Genomic DNA, 15,890 nt, shown 5'->3' with positions numbered 1-15,890 from the left:
CCATGAACGTCCGCGAAGTCACCGGCGGCCGCGAGTTCGTTGCGCGACTCGACCACGGTGCCGACTGGCGCGAGGAAATCGAGTCGCTGGCGGCCGACGAGGGCATCGACGCCGCGTGGTTCGTCGGTATGGGCGCGGTCCAGGACGCCGAACTCTGGTACTACGACCAGGACGACTTCGAGTATCAGGCCGCGCGCTTCGAGGAACCACTGGAGGTCGCAGCCTGCGTCGGGAACGTCGCTGACCTCGACGGGGAACCCTTCGCGCACACGCACGTAACCCTCTCGCGGCGGTCCGGGCAGGCGCTGGCCGGGCACCTCGACCGCGCGACCGTGTTCGCCGGCGAGCTGTACGTCCGCGAGCTCGACACCGAGCTGGTCCGCGAGCACGACGACGCTACCGACCTCGACCTCTGGCTGTAATGCGGCCCGAGGACGAGGCCTACTTCGCGACCCTGGAAGCCGGCCTCGACGAGGCCTTCGACGTCGCCGAGCGCGCGAAGCGCCGCGGCGAGGACCCCGAGCCCGAGGTCGAGATTCCGGTCGCGAAGGACATGGCCGACCGCGTCGAGAACATCCTCGGCATCGACGGCGTCGCCGAGCGCGTGCGCGACCTCGAAGGCGAGATGAGCCGCGAGGAGGCCGCGCTCGAACTCGTCGAGGACTTCGTCGAGGGGCGCGTCGGCGACTACGAGACGAAAGCCGGCAAAGTCGAGGGCGCGGTCCGCACCGCGGTCGCACTCCTCACGGAGGGCGTAGTCGCGGCCCCCATCGAGGGCATCGACCGCGTCGAGGTCAACGCCAACGACGACGGCACCGAGTACGTCGCCGTCTACTACGCCGGCCCCATCCGGTCCGCGGGCGGGACCGCGCAGGCGCTGTCCGTGCTGGTCGCGGACTACGCCCGCGCGCTGCTGGACATCGACCGCTTCAAACCCCGCGACGACGAAATCGAGCGCTACGCCGAGGAGGTCGCCCTCTACGACTCCGAGACGGGCCTCCAGTACTCGCCGAAGGACAAGGAGACGAAGTTCATCACCGAGCACTGCCCCGTCATGCTCGACGGGGAGGCGACCGGCGACGAGGAAGTCGACGGCTTCCGCGACCTCGAACGCATCGCGACGAACTCCGCGCGCGGCGGGATGTGCCTCGTGCTCGCAGAAGGGATCGCGCTGAAAGCCCCCAAGATTCAGCGCTACACCCGAAATCTGGACGAGGTCGAGTGGCCGTGGCTGCAGGATCTCATCGACGGCACCATCGGGGAGAGCGAGGCCGACCAGGGGGAGGCCTCGGAGGACGCGAGCGGCGAAGCCGCGAGCGAAGCGGAGGCCGCCGACGCCGACGACGCCAGCGAGGAGCCCGACGGCCCGCCCCGCGTCGACCCGTCGAACAAGTTCCTCCGCGACCTCATCGCGGGCCGCCCGGTCTTCGGCCACCCCTCCAACGAGGGGGGCTTCCGCCTGCGCTACGGGCGCTCGCGCAACCACGGGTTCGCGACGGCGGGCATCCACCCCGCGACGATGCACCTCGTGGACGACTTCCTCGCGACCGGCACCCAAATCAAGACCGAGCGCCCGGGGAAGGCGGCGGGCATCGTGCCCGTCGACTCCATCGAGGGGCCGACCGTCAAGCTCGCGAACGGCGACGTCCGCCGCATCGACGACCCCGAGGAAGCCCTCGAAGTTCGGAACGGCGTCGTCGAAATCTTGGACGTCGGCGAGTACCTCGTGAACTACGGCGAGTTCGTCGAGAACAACCACGAGCTCGCGCCCGCCTCCTACGCCCCGGAGTGGTGGATTCAGGACTTCGAGGCAGCGGGTGCGGACATTCAGGCACTCCGAGATTCGCCGTACGTGGACCTCGAAGCCCCCGACGCCGACCAGGCGCTGGAGTGGGCGACCGACTACGACGCGCCCCTCCACCCGAAGTACACGCACCTCTGGCACGACGTCGAGGTCGCCGACTTCGAGGTACTCGCCGACGCCGTCACGGACGCCGAGCAGGAGGACGGCGACCTCGTCGTCCCCAACGAGGACGCGGTCCGCGAGCCGCTGGAAGCGCTGCTCGTCGAGCACACGCAGGACGACGACGAGATTCGGATTCCGGACTGGCGGCCGTTCGCGCGCTCCTTGGGCCTCACCGACGATTTGGCCCGGGAATGGGACGACCTCTCCGCGGACGCCCGCGAGTGGCCGAACGCGCTCGCCGCCGTCAACGAAGTCGCCCCGTTCGAGGTCCGCGAACGCGCGCCCACGCGCATCGGGAACCGTATGGGCCGCCCGGAGAAGTCCGAATCCCGCGACCTCTCCCCCGCGGTCCACACCCTCTTCCCCATCGGCGAAGCCGGCGGCAGCCAGCGCGACGTCAGCCAGGCCGCCCGGCACGCTCCCGACATGAGCGACACGCCCGGCGAACTCGACGTGCAACTGGGCGTCCGCGAGTGCCCGGACTGTGGCGACCACACGTTCGAGCCGCGCTGCGAGGACTGCGGCGAGTGGACCGACCCCCACTACGAGTGCCCGGACTGCAACATTAGCGCCGACCCCGACGAGTCCGGCCGCGTCGAGTGTCCGCGCTGCGAGCGCGAACTCGACAACGTCGAAGTCCAGACCGTCGACGTCGGCGCAGAGTACCGTAACGCGCTTCAGGCGGTCGGCGAGCGCGAGAACGCCTTCGACCAGCTCAAGGGCGTCCAGGGACTGATGTCCGCGGAGAAAGTCCCCGAACCCATGGAGAAGGGCGTTCTCCGCGCGAAACACGACGTCTCCGCGTTCAAGGACGGCACCGTCCGCTACGATATGACCGACCTCCCCGTCACGTCGGTCAAACCCAGCGAACTCGACGTCACCGTCGAACACTTCCGCGAACTCGGCTACGAGGAGGACATCCACGGCGACCCCCTCGAGCACGACGACCAACTGGTCGAACTCCGCGTGCAGGACATCGTACTCTCCGATGGGGCTGCCGAGCACATGCTCCAGACCGCGGACTTCGTCGACGACCTCCTCACCCAGTACTACGGCCTCGACGCCTTCTACGAATTGGAGGAACGCGACGACCTCGTCGGCGAACTCGTCTTCGGGATGGCGCCCCACACCTCTGCCGCCGTCGTCGGCAGAGTTATCGGCTTCACGTCAGCGTCGGTTGGCTACGCGCATCCGTACTTTCACGCCGCGAAGCGTCGGAACTGCTTCCACCCGGAGACGAAGGTGTGGTTCGAGGACGAAGCCGGCGAGTGGCACCACGACCCAATCAAGACACTCGTCGAGAATCGTCTCGACCCCGAAACAGCGGATGAGGACGACTTCGGGACGCTCGTCCAGGAGCTCGACGGTGACGTGTTTGTGCCGTCCGTGACTGAGGACGGTGACGTCGTACAGAAGCCGGTTGAGGCCGTCTCGAAGCATCCCGCACCCGACCACATGGTTCGTATCGAGGCCGAATCTGGTCGTGAACTTACCGTTACGCCGGACCACGAAGTCCAGTACTGGACCGGCGACGGCGTTGATTCCGCCGAAGCATGTGATCTCGACGGTGACGAGTCGCTACTGTTGAGCACGCGTGCAGACTCGCATCCCGAGCCAGAAGTGGCCGCGGCGACGGACGGCGGCTCGACGGTCCTCGACGACATCTCAGAGATAGAATACGTTCAGTCAGATACTGCACACACGTACTGTCTCACGGTCGCCGATACGCATTCGCTGTTCGCGAACGGTATTGCGGCAAAGCAGTGTGATGGTGACGAAGATTGCGTGATGCTCCTGATGGACGGCCTCATCAACTTCTCGAAGTCGTACCTGCCGGACCAGCGCGGTGGGAGTGTCGCCGAGGATTCTCGGCTCGTCGCTGTCGACCCGGACGGCGACGTTCGGTTCCTAACCTTCGAGGAGTTCTGGAGTGAGCTTGAATCGCCGATTGAAACGGACGGGAAGTTCCGCAAACGGACCTGTTACGCTGAGGGTTGGCAGACGTACGCGTTCGACGACAACCACGAGGCATCACTGGAACCAATCGAGAAAGCGATTCGCTACCGGGCGGATGACGACGAGCAACTCGTTCGCGTGGAGACGCAGTTCGGTCGGTCGCTGGAGATAACGGAACACCACAGCCTCTTCCGGTACGATGATGGTATCGAGGAAGTTGCCGGTGCGGACCTCGAAGCCGGTGATTTGGTTGTTGCCCCACGCGACCTCGATGTCGACACCCGGGAAACGACCCTGGATGTCACCGACTGTGTCGATGACCCGTACGTTGTCATCGACGATGATGTTGAGGAACTCTTACGGACGGCCTGGGAGACAACCGACCGAGGGAGCGAGACACATGAAGCGTTCGACGCGGGACTCGCATACCGACTCAGTAAGTCGAAAATCGGATTTGAGCGGTTCCAGCAGATTCTCGCCCACAGTGAACTTGACGTACCGACTGACATCGAGATCGGACTTGAAGGCTCCTCACTCGGCATTACGCGAACAATCGAGGTTGACGAGGACTTCGCCTGGCTCCTAGGCTTGTTCGTCGCTGAGGGAACTACCTCAAGCGTCAACCCCTGCATCCACAACGCCGACGAAGATCTCATCGACCGTGCGGCCGACATCGCTACGGATAAACTCGGGACCGAACCGGGACGACGCTGGTCGAATCGTGCCTACGAACTACGGTTCCCCGCCGTGTTCAGGGAGGTACTCTACTCGCTCGGCTTCGAGAACGCTGATTCGTATGATTCGAGCGAGAAGGTTGTTCCAGAGTGTATCCTCCACGCGCCGCGGTCGGTAGTGCTCGACTTCCTGCGAGGCTTTATTGCTGGTGACGGAAGCGACAGCTCCAACGACAACGTGACGACAGTTAGCTTCCACACGACCAGCGACGACGTGAAAGACGGAATCATGTTCCTCTTACACCGTCTCGGACTCGTCGCGAACGTTTCAACAAAAACGAACCGTGACGGCAACAGACAAGACATCCACACCGTAACGGTCTCCGGCGGCGCGAACGATAATCCGCTTCACCGACTTCTCGACGGAGACGATCCATATCTCCCCAAGAGTCTCGTCGTTTCGATTCCGTCTACGCTGATGGAACTCCGCGAGATGGATATTGCGGGCGTGAAACAGACGATTCCGAAGTACCTGAAGCGTCGCGACAACATCTCGTTGGAGAAACTCACCGAGATCGTCGATACGCTCGACGAACAGGAGTTGCCGTCGCAGGCCGAGGCCGCGCTTGAGGAACTACGCCCGCTTGTGGACGGGGACCTTTCGTATCTGCGCGTCAAAGATATTGGCTCCGTCGACTACGACGGGTATCTCTACGACCTCCAGGTCGGGGGCGACCCTGTTTTCACCGCGAACTGGCTGTACGCTCACAATTCCATGGACGCGCCGCTGGTGATGTCCTCGCGCATCGACCCCACTGAAATCGACGACGAGGCGCACAACATGGACGTCGTCAGCCAGTACCCGCGGGAGTTCTACGAGGCGACCCGCGAGATGGCCGACCCTGGTGAGGTCGAGGACCTCGTGGAGATTGCGGAGGAGAGCCTCGGCACCGACACGGAGTACGCGGGCTTCGAGCACACCCACGACACGTCGGACATCCACCTCGGGCCGAGCCTGTCGGCGTACAAGACGCTCGGGTCGATGATGGACAAGATGGACGCCCAGCTCGAATTGGCGCGCAAACTCCGGGCGGTCGACGAGACGGACGTCGCCGAGCGCGTCATCGAGTACCACTTCCTCCCGGACCTCATCGGGAACCTGCGCGCGTTCAGCCGCCAGGAGACGCGGTGTCTGGACTGCGGGGAGAAGTACCGCCGGATGCCGCTGACGGGCGACTGCCGGGAGTGTGGCGGGCGCGTGAATCTGACCGTCCACGAGGGCTCCGTAAACAAGTACATGGACACGGCAATCACGGTCGCCGAGGAGTACGACTGCCGCGAGTACACGAAACAGCGCCTGGAAGTCCTGGAGGCGAGTCTCGAGTCGATTTTCGAGAATGACAAGAACAAGCAGTCAGGCATCGCGGACTTCATGTAATCCACTCGGGGACGCAACCGCCACCGTCCGCGCTTAGTCCTGCGGTCGCGGGGTCTCCTCGTGGTCGCCGTCGGTCGCTTCGCTCTCGCCTGTTTCGCTGTCGGTTTCGTCTTCGATACTATCGAGTTGTTCGTAGACACCGTCGAGTAATCCGGCTCTCGTGTCGCCATCCGTGTCGGCGCTGCGAGCCAGTGCGGGTGGTTCGTACGCGACGAGCAGTTGCTCGGAGATAGCGTAGAACGTCCCGGTTTCGGTGTCCTCGACGACGCCAGTGTCCGAGTCGATAGCGAAGTCCACGACGTCCGCGAGCGACGCCGCCTCTGCCCGCTGTCGGTCGTGGACGGAGTCGGGAAGCCGGGCCCGCACGACCCACTCGTCGAACTCCGCGCGCTCGTCGCGGAACGCGAGCAGGTCGCGCTCATTCTCCGACAGCGCGAACGCGTCCCGGCGTCGCCCGACGCCGAGTATCGCGAGCCCGCTGACGCCACCGAGGAGGAGTAGCGGGCCGCCGACCGTCCACAGCAAGCCGTACTCGTTGGTGACGGTCACCGTCTCGGTCGTTGTCACGGTTTCGCTGCCGGTTTCCGCGGGGCCGACGGTGTACGCGTCGCCGTCGACCGAGATGGGGAGACGATGCGTGAGCGACAGCGAGGCAGGCCGCCCGTCTGCGGTTCCGTTGACGGCCGTGCGGACTGCGACGAACGCCTCAATGTCGCCGGGTGTCTGTCCGAGCGACTCCTGAATCGCTGACTGCCGGTTCGCGATCCGAGTGGCGTTCAGCGCGAAGGCGATGTTGGTCGATTCACCGGCCTGTACGTCGTCTACGCTTGCCTCGTCCAGCGATGTTCGGTCGGTCCAGTAAACGGTGTCCTCACCAACCGACCGCATAACGAGCGCGGCGTCGAGGTCGATAGACGCGGCCGCGGCGTCGATGCCGGTGTACGTTGCGACGTACCGTCCGTCGAGCACGGGCGACGCGCCCGTGAAGTACGTCGAGCGGTTCGAGAGCGTCGTTCCCACGTCGAAAATCGGGTTCTCGCGGGTGACGTCCGCGGAGTGCTGGAACTCACCCGTAACGGTCCAGTGCGCCTGCTCGGACTGCTCCGTGGTGGTTCCGGGCGCGGCGTGAGCCGTATACGCTGCCCACCCGCCCGCGAGTGCGAACACCGCCAGTACCGCGACTAGTACGGGAACCCACGCCGATACGACTGCCCGAACCCTGAGCCAACGTGTCCCCTCCCCCATGGCTCCCCCTGTGTAACGCGGTTGTATAGACTTGTCGATAAACCAACCGTATCCCCGTCACCGTGTCAGATACCGGAGCGCGCGCTGCCACAGCGACCGGTCGTGGCGCGACTCCCGCTTCCGCACGCGAACGCGACGTCCACCGAGCACGACCAGCCCGAGCACCGCCATGCCGCCCGCGAGCGCGGCGTCGATGACGAGAATCGGGAGCCACGGGTGGACGCCGTGCAGTGACTCAATCATCGAAGTCGGGAGCACCGCGAGGTAGCGGTGCTCGGTGACGAACCGCCGATAGTACCCCGTCTCCTCGGGCGCGGACAGCGTGACGTCGACGGCTGCTTCGCCGCGACCGTCGACGTGGACGCGCTCGGGCGTCACCGAGACGCCCTCGCTGGCCGGCTGGACGTACGCGACGACCGGAACGAGGCCGGCGTTCGGAACGCTGTACGGCAGCTTCGCGGACTCACCCTGCTCGATAACTGTGGGGTTCTCGGAGGCGAACTCCGCGCTCACGATGCCGAACTCCTGCGTACCCGCAGGCACCACCATCGCGGCGGTCGCGGCGATTACGAGCACTGCAGCGAGGGCGGCGACGACGAGTCCCGGCGAGATCCCCTGGTCGCGGTCACGGTCTCGGTCGCGGCTCCGGTCGGGACCGCTCGTTGCGAAGAACAGGTCGAAAACGTACAGCAGCGCCGACAGCCCTAGGAGGAGGTAGGCGATGCCTTGCGTGCCGAGCAGCGCGCGCGTCCCGGTCGCTGTCGCGAGTTGGCGCTGAACGTCGGCGAACGCGCCCTGGAGTCCGGTGACGAGCGTGCCGAGGTTCGGAACGACGACCACCGTGCCGCCGACCTGGAGCGCTTTCGCGACGACCTGTGCGTCCTTCACGGGCGGTTCGCCGCCGTCCTGATCGGTGAACGGGTTCGCGTCACCTCTGGTGATGTACCCGCGGTCGGTCTCGCCGACGACGCGGTGCGTGGTGAGGCCGCCGCCCTGGAGCTCCTCTGCGCGGAAGACGATGACGTCACCCTCCTCGACGTCGCTGTCGATGGCCGTCGGTATCGCGACGAAGCCGTCCCCTGGCTCCATCGTCGGTTCCATGCTCCCAGTTTCGACGTACCCCAGCAGGACGGGCGTGCCGAGCAGTTGGCCGACGAGCAGAGCGACGACGACGAGGACGACGAGGGCTTCAGCGCCGAGCGTGAGTGCGCGGCGGACGGACATTCACTCGGTCGAACGTGTCAATCCGTCAAAAACCCTCGGACGTTCGTTCCACTGCTTCTCCGCCCGCGTCGAACGCGCCCGCCGCGAGCGCGACGTACGGGACGATGAATCCGAGGCAGAACCCGAGCAAGTGCACGTAGACGTTCACCACGCTGCCGTCGGTGGGTGTTGGCGCTGGGAATCCGACGAACGGGTAGCCGAGGAACGCCACGGCACCGAGCACGCCAACGTCGAACCATCCGGGTCGAGTGCTGCACTCCTGCGAGACTGGCCCAGGTGACGCACTCCACGCCCGCCACACGGCGATTGCGTACCCGGCAGCGACGACTGCGCTCAGCGCTGCGAGCGCGACCGACGCACGCCTGGCCGGAAGTGCGACTAGCGAGACGACGGTAACGGCCACGAAGAACACGCCGGGTGCGTACCGGACGCGAACCCTCGCGTCGAGTTGCCGGCCGACGTACGCCACGAGTACCACGCCAAGTAGTCCCGCGAACGCCATGTTCACGCCCGAAAGCCCGTATCCGATTGCGTTCCGCGGCACCGCGAGGTTCAGTCCAGATAACACGGCGGGGAACGCCAGCACGTACGTCACGGCGGCGACGCCAAACAGTCGCCGGCAGTCCGCCAGCACCGCGAGCACGTACCCGAAACCCGCGAGCAGCGCATACCCGAGCAGGTTCGCCACAAGATGTTCCACCTCGAAGTGGACGAAGTGGGCCGCGTATGCTGTCACCAGCGTCGGGTCGCGGTACGCGAACGCCAGCGACTCGCGAGTCGCTTCGGGGAGCGTGAAGACGCCGAGGACGACGGCGGGGACGACCGACAGCGCGAGACAGTCCCGTAGCCTGACGGCGTCACGGAGAGCCGCCCGGAACGACTGCGGGCCGTATCCCCGATTCATACGTCGAACTGCTCGCGTGGTTGGCAAAAGACTACCCGCCGCACCGGTGTCGTTCCCGTCATCGCCACGGTGTCCTCCGTGCGAGCACGAGCGACGCCGCGACGATCGCGAGGACCGCTCCCAGTCCGAGCAAGTCAGTCAGCCCGAATCCGGCCGCCTCCCGCACAGGCTCGTCGGCTGCGTTCTCGGCCGGGGACTGTTCTGTGGTCGCGTTACCCGTATCGTCGGCCTGCACGACGAGGGTCCCGGCGTCGACGCCGTCCACGGTGACCGCGTGCTCGCCGGTCTCGTCGTGCGCGACTTGCGCCGTCACGGTCGCGGTTTCGCTGGCTTCGACCTCGACCGTACGCTCCGCGACGACGCTCCCGTCGACGGACACCGTGACGGTCCGCTCACCCGTGATGCTGCCCTCGTTCGAGATGTTCGCCGTCACCGCGACGGCCTCTCCGGGTGCAGCGCTCGCACGTTCGAGCGTCGCGTCGGTGACTCGGAGGCGTGCACGGTCTGCGGCCACCACGAACGTCGAGAATCCAGGTGTCTCGGTCTCGAACCGCACGCGACCGCCGCGCTCGCCGGTCATCGTCACGGAGAGTTTCGAGAGTGTGCCGCCGTCGTCGCGGTAGACAGCGAGGTGCTCGGGCGCGATACCGCGCGCCTCGAAGTACCCCTCGGGGACGCTGAACCGCAACGTCGCGCGCCCCGCGCTGTCCAGCCGGTCCGCCACGCTGACCGCGCCGAGTGCCTCCGCGCCTCGCTCGGCTACTCGAGAGCGCGAGTTCTCGGTCCCGGTCGCGTCGACGTCCAGCGACAGCGACTCGCCCGTGGTCGCGACGTCGGCTTCGTCGAGCGTGAGTTCGCCGTCCGTACCGTCCAGGGCGAGTCTGGATGCGTTGAAGGTCGTCGTCTCCCCCGCACTCACATCGAGCGCGACGAACCGCCGCGAAGTCGCGTCGGGCGCCCACGTCTGTACTGTCGACCCGCTGGACGAGACCGAGTTTGTATCTGTGTCTCCACTCTCGCTGCCGGCGACGTCCTCGGGCTCGGCCGCCCGCGCGTGAATTGTAATTTCATCGATGAGCCCGTCCGCGGTCTCACCGGTCGTGTCCACACGCATCCCAACCGCGGCTGTCTCGTTCGGTGCGAGCGTCACGTTCGCTGCCTCGGACTGTACGGGCTCGCCGTTCGCGTAGAACGTCACCGCATCGGACTCGTGAGTGAGCCATACGTGCGCGTACTGCGAGCCATTGTACCTCACCCGAAACACGTCATCGATGCTCGTCACGGCGTCGTCGTTCACGCCCTCCGCGTCGGGGTTCGCCGCCGACAGGTCGACGACGAGCTCGCCGTCGTCGAGGTACGCGTAGTCACTGCTCGGCGCGAGCTCAACGTCGTTATCGAGGGCGTCGGTCGGCCCGGAGAACAGCGGCGCGGCTACCGACGGGAACGCGAGTGTTCCCGCGAGCGCGAGCGCCGCAGCGAGTGCGAGGGTGCGTTTCATCTGTCTCGCATCGTCAGAAACCCACCGGCGGAGTCGAACCGCCGATCAGCCGGGGTGGGTTATTCGTCGGGATGGTCGGCGACAATAGTTAGCGTCTCGTCGAACTCACCGGGACTGGCGCCGTGGGTTCGGATTCGAAATCCGACGTCGACGTAGCTGCCGCTGTCGAGGACTGGGTGGTTGTCACGGAGTGCGGTCTCGTCGGCGTCGGTCACGTCGTACAGCTCGATTTCGAGTGCGGATTCGGTGTTGTGTTCCGAGTGCACCATGACCGGCTGTGTGCCTTGGTTTATTATTCGGAGTAGACCCTCGGTCGGATGGGAATCATCTGACTCTCCAGCGTCTCGATCGAACTCGTACACCGAATCGGTCCCGAGTCCCAGATCCGAGCCGGATGCGAGCTCTCCGGTCCCAGGAAAGCTGAATGCGACCTGTTCCGGAGATCCACCTTCGACGCTTCTCCCGTAAACCGTCCTGGTCCCGTCGCCGAGCTGTTTAAGTCCGAGCAGAGCGTCGTTGTCCCCGCTCGTCTGGACTGTGACACGGCGTGTCGCGCTGACGCTCGTGAACGCACCCGCTCCCACAGCGAGTACGCTACTCGCCGTGAGGCTACCAAGGCCGGCCACGAGGGTGCGCCGTTTCATTATCTTTACCGGCTTTAACTACTGCTTCCGTCTCCCGTGTAGCTGCTCGGAACACGGGTTGCATCAGCGACGATCTCGATTGTCTCGCTAATACTCGAAGTATCGTCGACTGAATCGTCTGTCTTGACGTACAGACCGAAATCGAACGATTCGCCCGGCCCGAGGACGTATTCTTCGAGTGAGTCATTATTGTTGCTCCCTACCCCATCCCAAGTGGGGCCGGAGTCTCCACCTGTCAGGGAAATCTGATCATCCTCAACACCTGCGGCCAACCCACTGGTGTTGGTGTATTCCCCGTTCGGCCGGTTGGAAGCCTGCGGATCGATCATAATACCAGTACCCGAATTATCGAAAGTATAATTGCTGTCACTGATACTGTCTGGATCCACGTAGACGACAGCAGCTTGGGTTCCTTGGTTCACGACCTTGAACAGGTCATTAATCTGCGTCGTCGCGTTGGCGTTGACACCTGACCCGGTGGTGCCAGCAGCATCATCAATATTGATGCTGACTTGACCGTTGTTCCAGCTCAGGTAGTCCGCATTCTCCGACTCATTCGTATTATCATCGTCCGGATCCGGAGTCAGAGCCAGCAGCGCATCAGTGTCGTCAGCTACGGAGACACTAACGCTCCGGTTCGCCTGCACAGTCGTGAACGCGCCCGTACCGATTCCAGCTGCCCCGGCGGCAGCGAGCGATCCGAGTCCGGCGATGAATTTGCGACGTTGCATTGTTGGAGTTACCTCGCTGTGCACTCCCATGGACCACCGCGGTCCACCAGAGCGCTCACTTCCCCCATCACCCCTATGGTAGGTAGTATTGACACGATTGAGCGAGTTCAGCCTCGGTCTGTCGTTCGTCGGCCGACCGTCTGACCGCACCTGAGAAGCTGCTGTCCACCGACAACCCCTGCCTGAGTGACCGTCAAGGCACACCTGAGCGGCCGAAAACCGGTTCGCATCACGGAACTATTCTCGAATTAATATCTGAAATTTGGGGAGTGAACGCCTAGAAACCGCGGAACGAGCATCTTCGCGGTTGTTATCGTCAGATATTGATACGTTAATTATAGCCAACACTTATGGGCGCGTAGTAGAGAAGGATTGCTTGTCGTGTCATCGGCGTCACAACATCGGGGGCAGGGGAAGCCCGCCGATACAGGGGAGGGGGAACCGGGCGACGAGGTGTCAACTGAGCCGCCGACGGAGGACGAACTGTTCGACGTACTCTCGAACCGGCGGCGGCGGTATGCTGCACACGCGCTGAAAGCAGCGGATAGCACTGCCGAAATTGGAGACGTCGCCGAGCAGGTCGCCGCATGGGAGTACGGCGTCGACGTCGATCAGGTGTCCTACGAGGAGCGCAAGCGTGTCTACACCGCGCTCCAGCAGTCACACCTGCCGAAGATGGACGACGTCGGCGTCGTCAACTTCGACAAGAACCGTGGGACTGTCGAGCCCACGGACTCCCTCGACGACATCGAGGTCTACATGGACGTCGTGCAGGGCAACGAGATTCCGTGGAGCGTCTATTATCTCGGCCTCTCGGGGGTGGCAGCGGCCCTGATGGCGGCGGTCTGGACTGGCGCGTGGCCGTTCGCGGTGCTGCCGGACGTCGCGTGGGGGATTGCCGTCACTGCGATGTTCGCGGTCTCTGCAGTCGCGCACACGTACTATGCACGGGGGCAACGCATCGGAGCAACCGACGAACCACCGGAACTTCGGGGCTGATGAACGTTCCACGAGTCGTCAGCATCGCGCTCGCGCTCGCTGCGGTGAGCATGCTCGCTACCGGGACACTCGGGTTCACGAGCGTCAGCGCCGAGCGCGGTGTCTCCGTGAACGTCGTGGACAGCGAGGACGCGTACGTCGGAGTCACTGCGTGTGCTCCCCAGAATAGTAACGGAGCGTCGAGTAGTGCGAACGCCAGCAGCGGTCAGGGTGTTGGGAACACTGAGGTGTACGTCTCGGTGAGGAATCGATACTCGAGGGACATAACCGTCGAACGCATCACCGAGGCAGCGGGAGATGCACAGGAAGAGCCGAGCAGCCATATCGGTCCCGGAGCGCGAAAAACGTACAACCTCGACTTCAACGCAACCGAGATAACGGTCGAAATTGTCGGTGACGGATTCGATGCGACCGTAACCGCCGACGTCAACGAATCACGCCCGAACAACTGTAACCCCGGACAGGGGGCGTCGTGACGGATTAGATGGCCTGTTCGGTTCTCTATCGAACGCTGTGACTGACGGCGCGGTGACGCGCCACCCACAATCGGCCACGACGGTCTTGGTGGTTCACGACGAAGCGCCGCTGGACCATGACCGCGACCGTTTTCCTGGACGTGCCGATTGCGGGCGACGAGTACCGCCTTGACTGCGAGGAAGTGCGCATCATCGGCAACGTCGCGTGGGCCGTGCGCGAGGACGAACGCGACACCGTCGTGTCGATGTCGAACGTCACGGGCGTGAAAGGCGACACCGTCGAACAGCGCGTCGAAGAAATCGACTCCCCGGGCGGCCTGTTCACGGAACTGCTCACGGAGCTGTCGTAGCGCTGCCGTGGTGCGCGACGGCGCGGCACCGTGGCCCCGCTACGGACCGGCAATTGATTTTATCACGACCCGTGCTGAACGACTACGTATGAGTGAGGAAACTCCTAGTGTCGGCCTCGGGACGGCCGTCTACGACGACGACGGCGAGAAACTCGGGACGATTCGCGGCTTCGACGAGGACGGCTTCTACGTGACGACTCGCGAGGGCGTCGAAGCGCTCTCCATCGAGCACGAGCGCGCCGGCCACGAGTTCGGCGAAGCCGAGCTCATGTGGCGGTGTTCGGAGTGCGGCGAACTCGGCGACCTCCAGGAGTCGTTCCCCGAGGAGTGTCCGAACTGCGGCGTCGAGAAGGAAGCAATCTACTACTGGACTGAAGACTAACCCTCTCCTGCGGTCGGTTCACGAGAGAGCAGTCGCTCAGCAGCGCGAAAAACGTGGAGAAGTTCAGAGTTAGAACGGGGCCTGCGGGCCTTCGTCTTCCTCGACGTCCTCGCCGTCGGCGTCCTCGCCGGGGAACGACGGGCTCATGCCGCTGTCGTGACCGCCGCCCATGCCGGTGTCGGCGTTGACGGCGTCGACTTCGGGAATCTCCTTGGTCATCCGGGACTTGATGGCCTGAATCGTCATCGGGGAGATACCACAGCCCGAACACGCGCCGCCGAGCTGGAGGTCGACGACGCCCTCCTCGCGGTCGATGTTCTGGATGGCGGCCGTGCCGCCGTGCATCTGAATCTGGGGGAAGTTCCGGCGGAGGAAGTTGTTGACGCGCTCCTCCAGGTCGTCGCCGCTCTGACTCTCGGTGCTCATAAGAACCCCTTGGTGCTGACGTGGCTTATCTCCTGTGGTGCAAGATGTTCGCTCCGGAGGTCCGCTCGCAGTTATGCCTCTACGTCGAACTGCGCGCGCAGTTCCGCCCGAAGCTCCTCGAGGTAGCGGTCGAGGACGTGCTGGGTCTTCTCGTCGGTCGCGACGACACCGTCGAGCTTCTCGAGGGGGTCGTCGGGGAGTTCGACGGTGAAGTTGCCGTCGCCCTCGTAGTGGGGCTCGCTCTCGGCGAGAATCGTCTGGTCGATGCCGTGGACGATGTCCGAGTCGAACGCTTCGTTCATCGTCTCGAAGGCGCTCTTGTACGCGGTCTGGAGCTTCGGGAAGTAGTCGACGTACTTCTCCTCCTCGAACTCCTCGGGCGTCAGGTCGCTCATTACCTGTTGTTTGCCGTGTCGGATTGAAGTGCCCGTCGGTAGCCGCGAACCGGTTGGCTGGTTCGCGTGCCACACCTAATTCTATATCGTAGAATAGAATGTATACTTGGTTCGTGACCCTCACTGGATACACGCGGAGAGGCGGTGCGGTTCGTTGACGCAATAGAACCGTGGGCCGGCCCGAAACCGACCAGCCCCTCGAAGCCGCCGACCGAGATGGTGGGATTCGCAGGCCCAGAGTGAGATATTGACTCTCCCACTCCGCGTCACGGCGTCTCCCCTGATGTTCACGTGCTCCCTGTGCTCGCGTGCGCGTGCGAGCACGCGAGACCAGGCCGACGGTACTGCCGGAGGTGTTGGGCTGACGTTCGCGGTCTACCGGACACCAGTTCGACCAGTTCGGGAGTCGTAGCCAACGAGCGCGTCGCACTCACAGTCGCGTCTAGAGGTCCAGTTTGCTACGACTCACAGCTACCGTTCGTTTGCACGTGTTGCCCGCACTGTGCAACCCGGTTCGTCGATACCACTCGATTCGCTCTCTTCCGAGCACCCTCGTTCACGCTGTCATGGGACCAGCACGAT

General features: G+C 64.3%; 14 protein-coding genes. 6 read left to right on the top strand and 8 right to left on the bottom strand.

Features of this window, described 5'->3' with window-relative positions; genetic code table 11:
* The first annotated feature begins 2 nt into the window (after positions 1–2).
* Both LT974_RS14545 and LT974_RS14540 read left to right on the top strand, forming a co-directional pair.
* Positions 3–422 (top strand): PPC domain-containing DNA-binding protein, encoded by a 420-nt coding sequence (locus LT974_RS14545; RefSeq protein ID WP_232588344.1) that lies wholly within the window; start codon positions 3–5, stop codon positions 420–422.
* The gene (locus tag LT974_RS14540; RefSeq protein WP_232588343.1) at positions 422–6,034 is read left to right on the top strand and encodes a DNA-directed DNA polymerase II large subunit; all 5,613 of its coding nucleotides are present in this window, start codon (positions 422–424) and stop codon (positions 6,032–6,034) included. Before LT974_RS14545 ends, LT974_RS14540 begins: the two co-directional genes overlap by 1 nt.
* A 33-nt stretch (positions 6,035–6,067) precedes the next feature.
* On the opposite strand, the gene LT974_RS14535 is transcribed toward LT974_RS14540, so the two are convergent.
* The 6 genes from LT974_RS14535 to LT974_RS14510 are packed head-to-tail and all read right to left on the bottom strand — an operon-like array spanning position 6,068 to position 12,310.
* A complete protein-coding gene (locus LT974_RS14535) occupies positions 6,068–7,279 on the bottom strand; it encodes a DUF5305 family protein (protein WP_232588342.1) in 1,212 nt (403 codons plus the stop codon).
* A gap of 57 nt (positions 7,280–7,336) precedes the next feature.
* Positions 7,337–8,503, bottom strand: a complete 1,167-nt coding sequence (locus LT974_RS14530) for a signal peptidase I (RefSeq protein WP_232588341.1) — start codon at positions 8,501–8,503, stop codon at positions 7,337–7,339.
* A gap of 25 nt (positions 8,504–8,528) precedes the next feature.
* Entirely contained in the window at positions 8,529–9,407 is an 879-nt protein-coding gene (locus LT974_RS14525) for a hypothetical protein (protein WP_232588340.1), read from the bottom strand.
* A 58-nt stretch (positions 9,408–9,465) separates the two neighbouring features.
* The gene (locus tag LT974_RS14520; protein WP_232588339.1) at positions 9,466–10,905 is read right to left on the bottom strand and encodes a DUF1102 domain-containing protein; all 1,440 of its coding nucleotides are present in this window, start codon (positions 10,903–10,905) and stop codon (positions 9,466–9,468) included.
* Positions 10,906–10,964: 59 nt separating this feature from the next.
* Positions 10,965–11,549 carry a hypothetical protein gene (locus tag LT974_RS14515; RefSeq protein WP_232588338.1) on the bottom strand — a complete coding sequence of 195 codons (585 nt, stop codon included), beginning with the start codon at positions 11,547–11,549 and terminating at the stop codon, positions 10,965–10,967.
* Positions 11,550–11,563: 14 nt separating this feature from the next.
* Entirely contained in the window at positions 11,564–12,310 is a 747-nt protein-coding gene (locus tag LT974_RS14510; protein WP_232588337.1) for a hypothetical protein, read from the bottom strand.
* A gap of 351 nt (positions 12,311–12,661) precedes the next feature.
* On the opposite strand from LT974_RS14510, the gene LT974_RS14505 reads away from it, so the two are divergent.
* From LT974_RS14505 to LT974_RS14490, 4 genes are all read left to right on the top strand, one after another.
* Positions 12,662–13,279, top strand: coding sequence for a DUF7344 domain-containing protein (locus LT974_RS14505; protein WP_232588336.1), 618 nt, complete (start codon positions 12,662–12,664; stop codon positions 13,277–13,279).
* A complete protein-coding gene (locus LT974_RS14500) occupies positions 13,279–13,755 on the top strand; it encodes a hypothetical protein (RefSeq protein WP_232588335.1) in 477 nt (158 codons plus the stop codon). The genes LT974_RS14505 and LT974_RS14500 overlap by 1 nt, the downstream gene beginning before the upstream one ends.
* Positions 13,756–13,871: 116 nt before the next feature.
* Entirely contained in the window at positions 13,872–14,105 is a 234-nt protein-coding gene (locus LT974_RS14495; RefSeq protein ID WP_232588334.1) for a hypothetical protein, read from the top strand.
* 88 nt (positions 14,106–14,193) lie between these two features.
* The gene (locus LT974_RS14490) at positions 14,194–14,487 is read left to right on the top strand and encodes a DUF7130 family rubredoxin-like protein (RefSeq protein ID WP_230888232.1); all 294 of its coding nucleotides are present in this window, start codon (positions 14,194–14,196) and stop codon (positions 14,485–14,487) included.
* A 69-nt stretch (positions 14,488–14,556) separates the two neighbouring features.
* On the opposite strand, the gene LT974_RS14485 is transcribed toward LT974_RS14490, so the two are convergent.
* Together LT974_RS14485 and LT974_RS14480 are read right to left on the bottom strand one after the other, a co-directional pair.
* Positions 14,557–14,913: a NifU family protein gene (locus tag LT974_RS14485; RefSeq protein ID WP_230888231.1), complete on the bottom strand. Its 357-nt coding sequence runs from the start codon at positions 14,911–14,913 to the stop codon at positions 14,557–14,559.
* A 71-nt stretch (positions 14,914–14,984) separates the two neighbouring features.
* Positions 14,985–15,308 carry a DUF5783 family protein gene (locus LT974_RS14480; RefSeq protein ID WP_232588333.1) on the bottom strand — a complete coding sequence of 108 codons (324 nt, stop codon included), beginning with the start codon at positions 15,306–15,308 and terminating at the stop codon, positions 14,985–14,987.
* Positions 15,309–15,890: the final 582 nt, after the last annotated feature.

This window comes from Halobacterium noricense (assembly GCF_021233435.1).
GTDB classification, from domain to species: domain Archaea; phylum Halobacteriota; class Halobacteria; order Halobacteriales; family Halobacteriaceae; genus Halobacterium; species Halobacterium noricense.
This window is presented reverse-complemented; position numbering and strand designations above follow the sequence as displayed.

What these genes read in the sequence shown, in the direction of transcription:
- LT974_RS14500 (WP_232588335.1), top strand. Translation starts at nt 13,279, where the DNA reads ATGAACGTTCCACGAGTCGTCAGCATCGCGCTCGCGCTCGCTGCGGTG.
- LT974_RS14520 (WP_232588339.1), bottom strand. Translation starts at nt 10,905, where the DNA reads ATGAAACGCACCCTCGCACTCGCTGCGGCGCTCGCGCTCGCGGGAACA.
- LT974_RS14535 (WP_232588342.1), bottom strand. Translation starts at nt 7,279, where the DNA reads ATGGGGGAGGGGACACGTTGGCTCAGGGTTCGGGCAGTCGTATCGGCG.
- LT974_RS14510 (WP_232588337.1), bottom strand. Translation starts at nt 12,310, where the DNA reads ATGGGAGTGCACAGCGAGGTAACTCCAACAATGCAACGTCGCAAATTC.
- LT974_RS14495 (WP_232588334.1), top strand. Translation starts at nt 13,872, where the DNA reads ATGACCGCGACCGTTTTCCTGGACGTGCCGATTGCGGGCGACGAGTAC.
- LT974_RS14540 (WP_232588343.1), top strand. Translation starts at nt 422, where the DNA reads ATGCGGCCCGAGGACGAGGCCTACTTCGCGACCCTGGAAGCCGGCCTC.
- LT974_RS14515 (WP_232588338.1), bottom strand. Translation starts at nt 11,549, where the DNA reads ATGAAACGGCGCACCCTCGTGGCCGGCCTTGGTAGCCTCACGGCGAGT.
- LT974_RS14485 (WP_230888231.1), bottom strand. Translation starts at nt 14,913, where the DNA reads ATGAGCACCGAGAGTCAGAGCGGCGACGACCTGGAGGAGCGCGTCAAC.
- LT974_RS14525 (WP_232588340.1), bottom strand. Translation starts at nt 9,407, where the DNA reads ATGAATCGGGGATACGGCCCGCAGTCGTTCCGGGCGGCTCTCCGTGAC.
- LT974_RS14530 (WP_232588341.1), bottom strand. Translation starts at nt 8,503, where the DNA reads ATGTCCGTCCGCCGCGCACTCACGCTCGGCGCTGAAGCCCTCGTCGTC.
- LT974_RS14490 (WP_230888232.1), top strand. Translation starts at nt 14,194, where the DNA reads ATGAGTGAGGAAACTCCTAGTGTCGGCCTCGGGACGGCCGTCTACGAC.
- LT974_RS14545 (WP_232588344.1), top strand. Translation starts at nt 3, where the DNA reads ATGAACGTCCGCGAAGTCACCGGCGGCCGCGAGTTCGTTGCGCGACTC.
- LT974_RS14480 (WP_232588333.1), bottom strand. Translation starts at nt 15,308, where the DNA reads ATGAGCGACCTGACGCCCGAGGAGTTCGAGGAGGAGAAGTACGTCGAC.